This is a genomic window from Thermomonas flagellata (assembly GCF_022419185.1).
GTDB classification, from domain to species: domain Bacteria; phylum Pseudomonadota; class Gammaproteobacteria; order Xanthomonadales; family Xanthomonadaceae; genus Thermomonas; species Thermomonas flagellata.
This window is the reverse complement of record NZ_JAJOZK010000004.1, coordinates 221,066-233,582: the sequence shown is the minus strand read 5'-3', so window position 1 is coordinate 233,582 and position 12,517 is coordinate 221,066. Positions and strand designations below refer to the sequence as shown.

Genomic DNA, 12,517 nt, shown 5'->3' with positions numbered 1-12,517 from the left:
GGAGTACAGGTTCACGTTCAAACAAGAAAATGGTCGGGCTGTTGTCGTGCAGGGCCCATGACAGCTAACAATTCATTCAAGCCGACGCCGCTTCGCGGCGCGGCTTAACTCAGGTGTTAGGGAGCAAAACAACATGGTGCAAATGATCATCGCAGCAGTAGTTGGCTATTTTTTCGGGTCACTTCTTCGGACTACTGCATTTTCAGATAGAGGTGGCGCTGGATGGGGCGTCTCGCTTGGAATAGCTATCGCTTCATGGCTGGTTGCGGTTCTAGGGTTAACGATATTCGCTCAAACACAACTTGGTGCAACCGGGCAACCCGTCTGGGTTGGAAGTACATCCCTCTTCTTCGCAGGCGGCCTTTTTTATGGCGTGAAACGGAAGGCCCAGAAATAGTGGCACCAACGTTTGCCCACTCAACTCAGGAAGGAGCAATCATCATGCTTTCAAACGAAGAAATTTGTAAGTTTGTGCAGACGGCATTTTTACCAAGGCGCTGTGTTGCAGAATCTGGCTTCGCTCACCAGCACGGCTGTTTCCGGAAATCTAAGTGATCTAATGAGAAATGCCACATTGGTGCGGGTTAGCATTCCTAGCCCGCACAAGTCCCCTACATGCGCCGAGCCTAGGCAAGGCGCCAGTGCAAACGTAGTCGAAGGCTAAGAAATAATCGAACATGAGAGGAATGCAGCCTCTGCCGCGCGTCTGGCGACCAGCCCAGGCAGCATTTTTCCTCCGCCATAGACCCAGCGGCGCAATTCCTGACTGGCCGCAACCCAATCTCGCTGGTTCACCCGCCGCCGCAGCGTCGACGTCTGCAGCCGCCCGGCGCCGAGGTTGAAGGTGAAGTCCACGATGGCGGCGAGCCGCCCCTCCGGCTCGGTCGCCAGCACCGGGCAGTAGCGCAACGTCGCAGCCAGCGCGATCCTGAGGTCTTCCGCTAGGTAGCGCTCCGCCAGGGCCTCTGTAATCGGCGGATGCTTCGGATCGCAGAGGTGGCCGTAGCCGATGGTCCAATAGCCGGCCGGGCAGACGTAGGGATGCGCGCGGCCGGGGTCATGCTTGGGCACGCGATGGAAGCCCTCGAAGCGCTTGGCCAGCTCAATGGCTTGTGGAGGAATACGCATCTCTGGATCTGAACTTGTAAGCAACACTTACCAGTTCGTGGGTCGCACCCGTTCGAACACCCGGCCCAAGAACCAGAAATTCAGCACGCCGGCCCATAGCGCTTGGTCCGCCTCGGTCCAGGCGGCCTGGATGGCGGGGATCCACTCTACCCCGGCATCGACCGCGCCCACGAACGCCGCGGTCTTGGCGGCGCAGTACAGCGCCATGAACCAGTAGGTAATCACCGGGCGGACGCTGACCGACAACGCATCGGCCCATCGAACGCGAGAGCGCTGGCCCTGGGCGGCGACCGACTCCCGCAAGGCCTCGATGGCCCCGGTGTTCCACGCGGCGTCCGCGGCCGCACCGATCTCGGCCATGCGCTGCGCGCCACGCAGCTTCTCGAACTCCAGCGCCTTGTCTTGCATCGCCAGTTCGTGGCCGCGTTCGCCCTTGCGATCCAACCACTTCAGGACCTCGGGCGCCAGGCGGAAGGCCCCGCCGAGGAGACCACCGAGCAAGGTCTCGATCATTGCGGGCCCCCCATCAGTTTGAGCTTGATGGCGGCACCGACCAGCAGAGCGGCCAGGATGCCGGTGGTGATGACCTTGACGGTGGTCTGCCAGGCCGTGCGCCGGGCATCGCGCCAGGCTTCCAACAGATCGCGCAGTTCGCGAATGTCCTTCGCGGCACTGCCGTTCTCCAGCCCGAGATGGGCAAGGCAACGCTCGGCTCCTCGTTCAGCGGCGCGGTCCAGCAGTTCGTCGAAGTCCTCGCGGCGCAGAAGCAGCATGTTCTCGACGAGGGCGGGCGGTTGTTCGGGTTCGGTCATGGCAGGTCTCCCAAAAATGCGACCAATCCGCTAGGAGCGGATTGGCGCGTTAGCCCCGAAGGGGTGAGTTCCAGGGATGGAACGAACAAACCCGCCTGATGCTCGTCGCACCAAGGCGGGTCCAGGGGTGACGGATCGGTGTGAGGGTCAGATGGCGATGCCAGCGCTCCAGCCGGTGGGCTTGAAGACCGTGAGCTTGGCCTCGTCCTCGACGTAGGCCAGCCATCCGATCTGGGGCGCGTGGTACTCCCAGGCGCCGTCGATCCGCACGGCGATCTGGTCGGCCTTGCCGGCCCAGGCGCCGGTGGCGCCGGCGGGGATGATGTAGCGGTCGCCGTTGGCAGGGCTGGTCGGTGGCGCGGTCAAGTCGCGGTCCTTCACGGACAGGCCGACGATGGCGCCCAGGCGCTTGAGGTTGGCGTCCATCTCGGTGTGCCAGCCGGATTCGCCCAGCGTCCAGCCGTAGGCAAGACCAAGGTTCGGGTCGGTGAATGCCATGACAGATCTCCTTGCGGTGCGTTCAAACGGGATTTCCGGCGGGTTCACACCCCGCCCCAGTGCTGTCCCCAGCGCAGGCCGTAGCCGGTGCGGTCGGTGGTGCGCGTCTGCGCCTGCCAGCTCGTGAGCCCGTCGCGCTCGGCCTCGATCTCGATGGTGACGGTATCCCCGGCGCTGCCCGCATCTGCCGCAGCGCTGGCCACGTCCCAGGTCCAGGTGTCGCCGGTAATGCCCGTTTCGCTGCGCACGAGGGTTCCATTGCGGTCACGGATGCGCACGGTGTAGGTGGTGCCGGGCTCGGGGCCGATGTCGCCCTCGTCCTGGCGCACGAGGTAGGCGGTCTGCTGGATGCGGTCGCGGTGCGCCCAGGTGAGGGTCAAGTCGCCGGCGACCACGGCGGGCTCGCGCTGGCCGTTGAGCCGGATGCGCCCGGGTGGGTACGGCCGCGCCTGGCGGCCGGCGAGCAGCAGCGGCTGGCCGTTGGCCGCGAGCACGGCATCGCCCTGGTCGGTCGAGGTGCGCGGGATGGCGGCGACGAACACCGACTCGCCCGGGGCGCGTTCGGTGGTCTCGGCGGCCAGCCATTCGCCCACCCCCACCAGCCGCGTGCCGGCGGCGTGGGCTTGCGGCGTGGTGTCGAGCACGCCGCGGGCGAGGTCCACCGTCCCGGCTACGGCGTCGAAGGCCAGAATCGCCACCGCTTCCAGGATCTGGCCAATGGCATCGACCAGGTAGGCGTAGTCGCCCACGGCCAGGCGCTGCGGCTGGCTGACAGCGGTCACCGGCACGGCCAGCGCATCGGCCTCGCTCACCGGCAGTGCGGCATCGAGCGTGAGCAGCGGCGCGTAGTCCTCCCCCACCACGGGCGCGAGATCGCCGCTGGCGGCCCCGGTCGCCAGTTGCCAGTTCAACTGCCCGGTACCACCGGCGGCGGCCAGCGCGCCGACGTAGGTGTCGGTGTCGGTGACCTGGGCCAGATCGGCCCGGCTCAGGTTGCGCGCCAGTTCCCAGTACGGCACTTCCACCGCCAGCACCAGGGCTGGCGGCAGCGCCTCCAGCGGCGGCTCCTCGACGTGCGGTGGCGGCGGCGAGAGCACGGTGTTGCTCATGCCGAACACGTCTTCCACCGCTTCGATGCGCCACTCGGCCGCGCCCAGCGCGCCCGTGTCGATGCCGGTGACGCGCACCACCATGCGCTCGATGCCGAGACGCGGCCAATGCAGCAGGAACACATCGCCCGGCAAGGGCGGGCGCTCCAGGCTGACGGGGGCGATGGTCAAGGTCATGCGGGCCAGCGGCGAGCCCAGCGCGCGCAGATCGCGCAAGGCCAGGCGCGCGGCCAGCGGGCCGTAGTTCACGCCCGGATAGTCGCGTCGCTGGTTGATGACGCCGCCTTGCAGCTGGATGGCGGCCAAGTTCTGCACCGAGACGGCGGCTTCTTTGCCCGTGGCCCAGTCGGTATAGACCACGGTGATCTCGTTCGGCAGCTCGCCCCACTGCGCGCGCTCGAAGCGCTCCATGCGCACGATTTCGTCCGGCCCCAGCCGCGGCAAGTCGTCGATCGCGTAATCGTCGCGCAGCAGCCTGAGCTCGAAGGTGCCCCGCTCGGGATCGACGTAGAGGATGCCGCCGATGTGGTCGAGCACCTGGGCGATGAAGCTCTCGATGGGCTGCTGGCGGGTCCAGATCAGGTTCAGGCCGAACTGCTCGCTGGCCAGCGTCCAGACAGCCCCCGCGAAGCTGTTGCCGATGGCGCTCAGCGGATAGCCCATGCCCCAGTGTGGGTCGGTCAGGCACTGCACCAGGATGTGCGCCGGGTTCATGCCGATGGTCTGCCAGCGGTGCGCCGTCTCATCCCAGGCGCGGATTTCGGCATCAAGCGCGCCCCAGACCTCCCCATGCCAGCCCGCCGTGAAGCGCCGCACGCGCACCGCCCAGGGCTTCAGGTACGGGTTGTTCGCGGCCACCTGCACCTTGCGCGCCACGATCGACAGCACCCCGCGGAACGCCGGGATGGATGCCCCCAGGCGGCTCATCAGGTAGTCGTTGCGGCCCTGGGTGGCCGCGCCGTCCAGCACGTCGAGATCGCCCACCACCCCGCCTTCGCGCTCGTCGCCGCCGAACAGCATGGGCGCGTGGATGTGGAGGCGCCCCAGCCCATGCCCGCGCGGCAGGACCGCGCGGCTGGCATCGCCCCAGGCGGTGCGATCGCCGACCTGGATTTCCTGCACCGCATCCACCGGCCCCTGGCACAGCACCAGGTGCAGGCCCATCCGGTAGCGGTAGCCGACCGTCTGCTTCTTGCTTTTGCCACCCATCAGCGCGGCTCCTGCTGCCGCTGGCGGGCGATTTCGACCACGCGCAGCGCCATCGCATCCCCGGTGGCCAGCATCGTCTCGGCGGCGATGCCCTCACGCAGGAAGGCGCGGAAGTCCAGACCATGCCGCGCAAACCACGCGCGCGCGCCGTGCACGCACATCCCCGCGGCGCGCACGTGATCGATGGTGACGGTCGGCCCGCTCACTTCTTGCCTCCGCTCTTCTTCTTGATCGGCTCGGCGGAAAGATCGCCATACCAAACGACGTTGGCGCCGCGGATCAGCACCGCGCCGAACACGACGGGAATGGGCCGGCCTTCCTCGGCCGTGGGCGCATCGAAATCCTCCAGCGCGGCCGGCTTCGGCGCGGGCGGCTTGGGCTGGAGCGCGATCGAGATCAGCGCGGTGACGACGATGGCGACGATGTACCACATGCTCAAAACACTCCGGTCGCAAACGGGTTCTTCGACGGGATGAAGGGGAAGCCGCCGAAGTTGTCGAGGTTGGAAAAGCGCGCCGCGCACGTGGCGGTGGTGTGATCGCAGCCGGCGGCCAGCGTGACGCCCTCCCCGGGCGCCAGCGGCACCGGATACAGCAGCTCCACGCCCGCGGAGGATTCGCGCACGATCATGTGGCGCGCGCCGGCAGCGGTTTCCAGCCAGCCGCCGGCGAGCGTGCCGGCCACCGCGGCGGGCACGCCGCCCGCGAGATCGACGCTGCGCCCCGTGCTGCTGCTCACGCTGGCGCTGGCGGTGATCGGCGTCGCCCCGCACGCCGCCGAATACAGCACGTGGGAACACGCGCGGCTGTAGAGCCGCCGCAGGCCGATGCGCTTGAGGCTCACCTGGGCGGACTCGCAGCGGATGCGGGCGGCGTCACCGGCCACCTCCACCCCGAGCACCCGGCCCATCCAGCGCGTGCCCGTGATCCCGCCATCGACGGTGGCCACGCGCAGCGTCACCGCCGTGGACTCGCCGGTGATCGCGCTCGCCAGCAGATGCCGCACCAGAGCGCACTCCGGCGGCACGGTCAGGTCCAGCGCGGACTTGGCGGCCTCGGCCCCCAGCGCAAGCTCGGTGCGTCCGATCGGCAGGCTCGCATACCGATCCCCGTCCAGCACGACCTCGGGCTCGTGCGGGGTGAGGCGGAACGTGGCGCTGCTGCCCGCGAAGGTGTACAGCTCGATCTCCATCAATATTCCTCCCGGGGCGGCGCCTCCTGCCCGCGCGGTTCGGGCAATCGACGCGCCGTGACGGGTATCTCGACCAGCGTGGGCGTGTGCCAGTAAAGATCGACGGCGTCGTGGTCGAGGCGGCAGCGCGCAAGCCGCACCACGCGGCTGCCGGCGGGCACCGGCGCGTCCAGCCCGGAGCGCAGCACCAGCACGCCGCCCGCATCATGATGGGCCGTGGCCGTGAGCGCGTGCTGGCGCGTGCCGTCCGGGTGCAGGATCAGGCAAGCGGCTGGGCGGTGCCAGAAGGCCGAAACCTCCTCGCCCGTCACCCGCAGGAAGCCATCATCGGGGTCAGCCTCTGCCGTCACCCGCAGCACCGGCGCCAGGCCATCGGGCAGCCAGAAGGCTTCAAGGCGGCCCTGCGTGCGCCACAGCCGCGCGCGCCAGCGCTCGATCTCCTCTGCGCCGGCCGCCAGATAGCGCCGCTGGAACGTCGTCGTCGGCCACGGGTCATCGCGGCGCGCCCACGGCTCGGCGGGCGAGAGGTCTTGCCGGGTGAGCGCGCCCTGCGCCGTGACGGAAGGGTCGTCGCGCCAGTTGCCATCCGGCCAGACCGGAATCTCGTCGAGCCAGGGGTCGTCGAGCACATCCGGGTCCGGTGGCGGCGCGGGCTGAAGCTGGGCCTGGACGCTGCCGCCCGCCATGCCCGGCACCCACTGCGCCAGATCGGCCGCCTCCAGCGCCCGGCCCCACACCAGCGGCATGACTGCCGCGCCTGCCGGCACCGCGCGCGTCAGCGGCACGTCCAGCCAGAGCAGGTCCGGCTCCACTTCGGAGATCGCCACCACCTGCCAGCCATCGGCGGCGATCACCAGCGCCTGCGGCATGGCGGTGTCCACGCGCGCAAGGCCGAAGTCCGTCAGGCGCAGCTCTGCCGTCGGCGGCTCCCACCAGGCCGCGTCGAACGCCGTCACGGCCAGCGCCTTATCCCCCGCCTGCGCCGGCTGCACGAGCGCGCACGCCCGCTGCGGCAGCGGCCACAGCGCCAGTTGCCCGAGATGGTCGGCCAGCCAGTCCGCGACCAGCGCATCGCTGGCGCGCCCATGACCGACGTGGTAGGTCAGCGTGCGGCGCGGCACCAGGCGCAGCGCCTGCCGCGCCTCGTTGCCGCTGGCCAGACGCGCGACGGCCGTCTGCCACTGCAAGCGTTCGATCAGCGGCTCGGCCCAGTCGTGGCGGAAGGCGAACACCCCGCGCTGAGCATCCGGCCACGGCGCATCGCCGAAGGCGTCCATGCCGGTGGCGACGATGGCGGCCGCGGCGGTGTCGCGGCGCAGCACCTCGACCACCAGCGCGGCCAGGGCGTTGCCGCTCTCCGGCGCGGCGAGCGCCTCGGCATGCAGAGCGCTGGCCGCCGCACCCGGCATCGGGGCCGCCATCGTCTCGGCGCGCAGCGCGGCCAGCGCCGCGCCCGGCGACGGCACGGCCGCGGTCTCGGTCAGCCCGGTGGCGATGCGCCGCTGCGTCATCCCGCTTCCACCCCGAACTCGGCCGCATTCAAGGCGGCTTCACTCCACGCCGAACCGGCATTCGGATCGGCTTCGAACAGCGCCGTGTGCCAGGCCAGCTGCTCTTGCAGGATGAGGTCGGCGCTCACGGCGGTCTGCGACCCGCTGACCGCCAGACCCCGCACCTGGCCCGGCCCCGCATCGGTCTTGCGCGCCAGCAGCGTCACCTGCACGCCGTGGATGGCGGGCGTGGCCATCGCCGGCAGCGGCGCGATGTCGAAGCTCTGGCGCAGGCCGGCCGCATCCGCGCGGATGCCGCTGGCCTCATCGCCGTCGCTCACCGCAGCCCAAGCGCTGGATGCGCCTTCGACCGTCCACTCGGTCAGGCTGCCATCGGCCTGGGGCGGGAGCGCATCGACCCGCACATCACCCAGGAAGGTGGTGTTGAGCGTGCCCGCAGTGTCGGCGAGGTACAGATCGTCCACATCGACCGTCACCGGGCACGGCTCACCCGGCACCGCGCCCACGAAGGCCGTCAGCAGTTGTCCGCCGCCTTGCAGCGTGTCCTGCCCGCTGAGCTGGATGGCAAGCATCCCGTTGACGCGCACGTCCAGCGTGCCGCTGCCGGTTCCCTGCACGACTTTCAGCTCGACGTAGTGCCAGCCGCGCGCCGGCGCGGTGGCGATCGAGGTCGCGAGCAGTTGGTCGTAGCTGGATTGCCGACGGTAGAGCCTGAGCCGCCCGTCCTCGCCGATCTTGACCAGGTGCGCCACCTGCGCGGAGGCGTCGCGCACGCCCAGCAGCACCGGCTCTTGATAGGTGTTTTCGAACGGCGCCACGCGCAGGGCCGCGCCGACGATCAGGCTGGCCGTGCCGGCGTCGAGGTTCTTCACATAGCCGCCGCCGCTGCCGGCTGGCAGGCGCAGCGCGTAGGACGACGGCCGACGGCCCTGGATGCGCGTGGCCTGCGGCGACAGGTACGCCGCCTTGCCGCGCGCCAGCCACGGCTGGCCGAAGTCGTCTGGCTGCTGCGGGTCGTAGTGGTCGAAGCCGTCGATGAACAACAAGGCCATGGCTTATCCCTGGAGTGCGGCACGGACCGCGCGGGCGTTCCTGCCGATGATGTTGAGGATCACCCGCTCGCCGGCGGGCGTTTGCAGGTGGTCGTGCGTCACGCCCGGGTCGATGGCGTTGACGATGCGCACGGCCTGCTGCACCGGCGGCGGCGCGGGCGGTGCGCTCACCGGCGGCACCAGCCCGCCGGCGGCAAAGGCAAGGCGCTGCCCGTCCCAGACCGGCGGGGTGCGCAGGCCGTTGATGGCATCCAGGAAGGCCACGCCCACGCGCTGCACGGCCGCCGCGCGCACCACGTACTCGCCGGCCGACAGCCGCGCGGGGATGGAATCGCTGGTTGCACTGCCGGGGCCGGTGACGTAGCCGCCCGCGGCGAACTTCTTGATGTTGCCCAGCAGCGCCATGACCGCAGCCACCATCGCCACCATCGCGGCAATCGCCAGCCCCGGGCCCACGACGGGGATCGCGGCCTGCGAGGCGGCCGCCCCGGCGCCGGCTTCGGCGGCATTGGCGCTGACCTTGGCCGCCGCCTCGGCCTGCTTGGTCGCCACTGACTGCGCGGCCGCGGCGGTCTCGGCGGCCTGTTCCTGCTGGAGCAAGCCCAGCTTGACGGCGAGCATCCGCGCCTGCATCGCCACCCACTGCTGGAAGGGCTTGAGCACCATCTCTTGCAGGAAGGCGTCCGCGATGCTGCGGAAGATGTTGGAAAGCGCCTCGCGCAGGGATTGCGCGCCGCTGACGATCCCCTGCACCGCCTGCCCGAAGGCCTCGCCGATGCGGTTCCATACCGGGGCGAGTTCATCGGTGACCAGCCGCGTGCGCGTAAGCTCGTTGCGCCAGGCCTGCACCCGCAGCACCGCCTCCGGCCCGATCGCCTGCGCGGCCTGCTCCAGCGCTGGCAGCAGGCGCTGCATCTCGGCCGCCGAGTCGCGCTGCAAGGCCACGATCTGCTGCCGCGCCTGGGCTTCGGTGAGCAGCCCGGCCTGCTGCTGGATCTGGATGCCCTCCTGCGCGTTGCGCAGCCGCTCGGTGACCTGCCGCCACTGCGCTTCGAGCGCCTCGAGGTTGGCCTGCGCGGCCTTGACGTCGATCAGGCGGTCGATGATCGCCACGCCATCGGCATCGCTCTCGGCCAGCAGGCGCGCGCGCAGGTCGCGGTAGCTGCGCTCGATCGCGGCGCGCCGGTCTTGCGCCGTGTCGGTGCCGGTGAGCCTGGCCAGTTCCTCGCGGGCCTGTGCCAGCGCATCGGCCAGCTCGCGCTCGGCCTTGGCCGCGGCTCGGGCGTTGCTCTGCTCGACGTCGGCGCGCTTGTTGTTGAGCGCGATCAGCTCGGCCTCGAGCCTGGCGACCTCGGCCTTGCCGCGCAGGCGCTCGTCCTCGCTGCCGCCGCTGGCTGCCACCTGCCGGCTGCGCGCAAGCGCCTGCTGCGTGAGCGCGATCTCGGCGTCGAGCTCCTGCTGCTCGAGCGCGGTCTTGCGGGCGTAGTAGTCGCGGACGGAAATGAGCCGGTCTTCGAGCGCGGCGTCGAGCGCGGTTTGTTGGCGGCGCAAGCCGTCTTTGAGCAGGGTGAACTCGGCGTCGAGCCGGGCCTGCATCCACGCAGCCTGAGCGCTCGCGGTGTCGCGGGTCTTGCCCGGAGCCGTGAGCCGCTGCAACAGCGCCGGGTCGGCCTGCACCTTGGGCGCCTGGACCTCGATGGGCTTGGGGTCGAACAGGCTGTCCCGGAACTCGGCCAGCTCATCGAGTCGTTTGATCAGGCTGCCTTTGAGGTCGGCGATGATGGCCTTGGCCCCGGCGGTGTTGCCGCGCAGGGCCTCGACTGCGGCGGCCATGCCAGCACCGATCGCCTCACCCAGGGCGACGAAGGCCTTGCCGACGGTGGCCGCCCCGAGCGCCAGGGTCTTGAGCACCAGCACCACGCCATCCAGGATCGCGCGCAAGGCCCCGCCTTGCTTGGCCGACTCGACCATCCCGCCGGCCATCTCGTTCATCGCCGGCAGGAAGGCCTCGATCACCCGGTTGGCGATGCTGGTGGCGGCGAGCTTGATCTTGGCCAAGGCGTCGTTGAACGCCTCGGCCTGCGCAGCCGTTTGCCCGCCGATCTGCACGCCCAGCGCCTGCATCTCGCCGGTCAATGCCGCGATGCCCTCGCGCCCCTGGTTCAGGAAGGGGATGAGCTCGGCGCCGCTCTTGCCAAACAGTTGCACCGCCAGCGCCGACTTCTGCGCGCCGTCGGGCATGGCCTGGAAGCGATCGGCCAGATCGAGCAGCACCGCGTCGGTCGCGCGAAGCGTGCCGTCCTGGTCCTGGAACGCCACGCCGAGTGCCGCAAAGCGCCGGGCGGACTCCTCCGAGCCCGTGGCCGCCTCGAGCATCGCGGTGGCGAGCTTCTTGAGCCCGGACTCGAAGGTCTGCGCCGAGACACCGGAGAGTTCGGCCGCCGGCACCAGAGTGGAGAGCGCCTCCACCGTGATGCCCACGCGCTGCGAGAGCTTGTTGAGCGCATCGGCCGACTCCAGCGCCGACTTGACCATGGCCCCGAGGCCCGCGGCCGACAGGGCCACTCCGAGCCCGGCGAGCACGCCGTTGACACTGCGGGCGGCATCAGCCAAGCCGCCCAGGCCCCGCTTGACCGAGTCGAAGGCACCGCGCGTCTCGTCGACGGCGCGGATGAGGATTTGGGCGCGGGCGGTCATGGTGCCTCCGGCCCGTTGTGACGCTGACCCGAACCCCGGTTGCTGCGATGAATGCAGTACAATAAAATGACTGCACTGATTTCAGTGTTTTGGAGTGTCGTCGTGGCCATTCTGACGGTTCGCAATCTGCCCGACGAGGTGCACCGCGCCTTGCGCCTGCGTGCGGCCCAGCACGGGCGCAGCACCGAGGCGGAGGTGCGCGCCTTGCTGGAAGAAGCTGTCAAGCCTCAAGGGCGGCTGAAACTGGGGTCTTTGCTGGCCGACATCGGCCGCCAGGCGAAGCTCACCGATGAGGAGGTGGCGCTGATCAATCAGCGGGATCAATCGCTTCCTCGCCCGGTGAACTTCGAATGATCCTGCTCGACACCAATGTGATCTCCGAGCCGCTGCGTGCGGCGCCCGAGCCTCGCGTGGTCGCTTGGCTCGACGCCCAGCCGCTGGAGACGCTGTTCCTATCCGTCGTCACCGTGGCCGAGCTGCGCTACGGGGTGGCCCGCCTGCCCAACGGTCGCCGGCGCAAGGCGCTCGTCGAACGCCTGGAGACCCAGGTGCTGCCCGCCTTCGCCGGTCGCATACTGGCCTTCGACCTGCCGGCGACTCAGGCTTACGCCGACCTGATGGCCAAGGCGCAGGCCGCCGGGCAGCCCATCGGACAGGCCTTCGGCCTGATCTCAGCGATTGCCCGAACCCATGGCATGACGGTCGCCACGCGCGACACGGCGCCGTTCGCCGCTGCGGGTGTTTCCGTCATCGATCCGTGGTCGGGAGGTTGAAGGCATGACCCGCGTCAGCAACGAGAAGAAGAACCTCAACCGCCTGGCCGGGGAATTCCTCGTCGCCTCGCGCCTGACTCAACGCGGCTACATGGTGACCCTGCAGTGGGGGACCACCATCGGCTACGACATCCTGGTGTTCGACAAGGTCGGCAATGTGGCGTTTCTCGAAGTGAAGTCCTCGGCGCAGTATTCCCGCCGCTGGATCCTGCAGAAGAAGTACGCCGAGCCCAACGCCGAGGCGATCCCGCTCGACCGTCGCTTCATCTGCTGCGTGGACTTGGCCGTGCCCCAGGGCGAGCCGCGGGTGTACGTATTCCCGGCCGCCGTGGTGGCCCGAGGCCTGCACTACTACTTCAGCGGCCAATTCCCGAACAGCGACAGTTACCACCTCTCGCTCGACTTCAGACCTCAAGGCCGCACCAAAGAGGATGGGGTACAGACGGTGGGGAAGTTCATCGACGCCGAGCGTTACATCGACGCCTACTCGACCCTCGGCATCCAACCGGTCGTTGCCTGAGGTCGGCCGCTCTCCCA

The 12,517-nt window shown here is 69.4% G+C and carries 14 protein-coding genes; 3 read left to right on the top strand and 11 right to left on the bottom strand.

Annotation, left to right across the window (positions count from 1 at the left end; translation table 11 throughout):
• Positions 1-660: 660 nt before the first annotated feature.
• From ML340_RS06025 to ML340_RS05975, 11 genes are all read right to left on the bottom strand, one after another.
• Positions 661-1,128 carry a lysozyme gene (locus ML340_RS06025; protein ID WP_240097702.1) on the bottom strand — a complete coding sequence of 156 codons (468 nt, stop codon included), beginning with the start codon at positions 1,126-1,128 and terminating at the stop codon, positions 661-663.
• A gap of 27 nt (positions 1,129-1,155) precedes the next feature.
• Positions 1,156-1,641, bottom strand: a complete 486-nt coding sequence (locus ML340_RS06020; RefSeq protein WP_240097700.1) for a hypothetical protein — start codon at positions 1,639-1,641, stop codon at positions 1,156-1,158.
• Complete coding sequence (locus tag ML340_RS06015) at positions 1,638-1,940, bottom strand: DUF6127 family protein (protein ID WP_240097698.1); 303 nt, start codon at positions 1,938-1,940, stop codon at positions 1,638-1,640. The genes ML340_RS06020 and ML340_RS06015 overlap by 4 nt, the downstream gene beginning before the upstream one ends.
• 147 nt (positions 1,941-2,087) lie before the next feature.
• Positions 2,088-2,438 carry a DUF2793 domain-containing protein gene (locus tag ML340_RS06010; protein WP_240097696.1) on the bottom strand — a complete coding sequence of 117 codons (351 nt, stop codon included), beginning with the start codon at positions 2,436-2,438 and terminating at the stop codon, positions 2,088-2,090.
• A 44-nt stretch (positions 2,439-2,482) separates the two neighbouring features.
• Positions 2,483-4,756 (bottom strand): phage tail protein, encoded by a 2,274-nt coding sequence (locus tag ML340_RS06005; protein WP_240097694.1) that lies wholly within the window; start codon positions 4,754-4,756, stop codon positions 2,483-2,485.
• Entirely contained in the window at positions 4,756-4,962 is a 207-nt protein-coding gene (locus ML340_RS06000; protein ID WP_240097692.1) for a hypothetical protein, read from the bottom strand. The genes ML340_RS06005 and ML340_RS06000 overlap by 1 nt, the downstream gene beginning before the upstream one ends.
• Positions 4,959-5,189, bottom strand: coding sequence for a hypothetical protein (locus tag ML340_RS05995; protein WP_131111576.1), 231 nt, complete (start codon positions 5,187-5,189; stop codon positions 4,959-4,961). The genes ML340_RS06000 and ML340_RS05995 overlap by 4 nt, the downstream gene beginning before the upstream one ends.
• A gap of 2 nt (positions 5,190-5,191) precedes the next feature.
• Positions 5,192-5,947, bottom strand: coding sequence for a DUF2163 domain-containing protein (locus ML340_RS05990; protein WP_240097690.1), 756 nt, complete (start codon positions 5,945-5,947; stop codon positions 5,192-5,194).
• The gene (locus ML340_RS05985; RefSeq protein ID WP_240097688.1) at positions 5,947-7,458 is read right to left on the bottom strand and encodes a hypothetical protein; all 1,512 of its coding nucleotides are present in this window, start codon (positions 7,456-7,458) and stop codon (positions 5,947-5,949) included. Before ML340_RS05985 ends, ML340_RS05990 begins: the two co-directional genes overlap by 1 nt.
• A complete protein-coding gene (locus ML340_RS05980) occupies positions 7,455-8,510 on the bottom strand; it encodes a hypothetical protein (protein WP_240097686.1) in 1,056 nt (351 codons plus the stop codon). Before ML340_RS05980 ends, ML340_RS05985 begins: the two co-directional genes overlap by 4 nt.
• A gap of 3 nt (positions 8,511-8,513) precedes the next feature.
• Entirely contained in the window at positions 8,514-11,207 is a 2,694-nt protein-coding gene (locus tag ML340_RS05975) for a phage tail protein (RefSeq protein ID WP_240097684.1), read from the bottom strand.
• A gap of 66 nt (positions 11,208-11,273) precedes the next feature.
• Between ML340_RS05975 and ML340_RS05970 the strand changes: the two genes are divergently transcribed.
• From ML340_RS05970 to ML340_RS05960, 3 genes are read left to right on the top strand one after another with little or no spacing between them, the layout of a single operon-like run.
• Complete coding sequence (locus ML340_RS05970; protein WP_240097682.1) at positions 11,274-11,561, top strand: FitA-like ribbon-helix-helix domain-containing protein; 288 nt, start codon at positions 11,274-11,276, stop codon at positions 11,559-11,561.
• On the top strand, positions 11,558-11,980 hold the full coding sequence (locus ML340_RS05965; RefSeq protein WP_240097680.1) for a type II toxin-antitoxin system VapC family toxin: 423 nt from the start codon (positions 11,558-11,560) through the stop codon (positions 11,978-11,980). The genes ML340_RS05970 and ML340_RS05965 overlap by 4 nt, the downstream gene beginning before the upstream one ends.
• A 4-nt stretch (positions 11,981-11,984) precedes the next feature.
• A complete protein-coding gene (locus ML340_RS05960; RefSeq protein ID WP_240097678.1) occupies positions 11,985-12,500 on the top strand; it encodes a protein NO VEIN domain-containing protein in 516 nt (171 codons plus the stop codon).
• Positions 12,501-12,517: the final 17 nt, after the last annotated feature.

Excerpts from the sequence above, each read along its gene's own strand:
- ML340_RS06025 (WP_240097702.1), bottom strand. The coding sequence starts at position 1,128 with ATGCGTATTCCTCCACAAGCCATTGAGCTGGCCAAGCGCTTCGAGGGC.
- ML340_RS06020 (WP_240097700.1), bottom strand. The coding sequence starts at position 1,641 with ATGATCGAGACCTTGCTCGGTGGTCTCCTCGGCGGGGCCTTCCGCCTG.
- ML340_RS06015 (WP_240097698.1), bottom strand. The coding sequence starts at position 1,940 with ATGACCGAACCCGAACAACCGCCCGCCCTCGTCGAGAACATGCTGCTT.
- ML340_RS06010 (WP_240097696.1), bottom strand. The coding sequence starts at position 2,438 with ATGGCATTCACCGACCCGAACCTTGGTCTTGCCTACGGCTGGACGCTG.
- ML340_RS06005 (WP_240097694.1), bottom strand. The coding sequence starts at position 4,756 with ATGGGTGGCAAAAGCAAGAAGCAGACGGTCGGCTACCGCTACCGGATG.
- ML340_RS05995 (WP_131111576.1), bottom strand. The coding sequence starts at position 5,189 with ATGTGGTACATCGTCGCCATCGTCGTCACCGCGCTGATCTCGATCGCG.
- ML340_RS05990 (WP_240097690.1), bottom strand. The coding sequence starts at position 5,947 with ATGGAGATCGAGCTGTACACCTTCGCGGGCAGCAGCGCCACGTTCCGC.
- ML340_RS05985 (WP_240097688.1), bottom strand. The coding sequence starts at position 7,458 with ATGACGCAGCGGCGCATCGCCACCGGGCTGACCGAGACCGCGGCCGTG.
- ML340_RS05980 (WP_240097686.1), bottom strand. The coding sequence starts at position 8,510 with ATGGCCTTGTTGTTCATCGACGGCTTCGACCACTACGACCCGCAGCAG.
- ML340_RS05975 (WP_240097684.1), bottom strand. The coding sequence starts at position 11,207 with ATGACCGCCCGCGCCCAAATCCTCATCCGCGCCGTCGACGAGACGCGC.
- ML340_RS05970 (WP_240097682.1), top strand. The coding sequence starts at position 11,274 with ATGACTGCACTGATTTCAGTGTTTTGGAGTGTCGTCGTGGCCATTCTG.
- ML340_RS05965 (WP_240097680.1), top strand. The coding sequence starts at position 11,558 with ATGATCCTGCTCGACACCAATGTGATCTCCGAGCCGCTGCGTGCGGCG.
- ML340_RS05960 (WP_240097678.1), top strand. The coding sequence starts at position 11,985 with ATGACCCGCGTCAGCAACGAGAAGAAGAACCTCAACCGCCTGGCCGGG.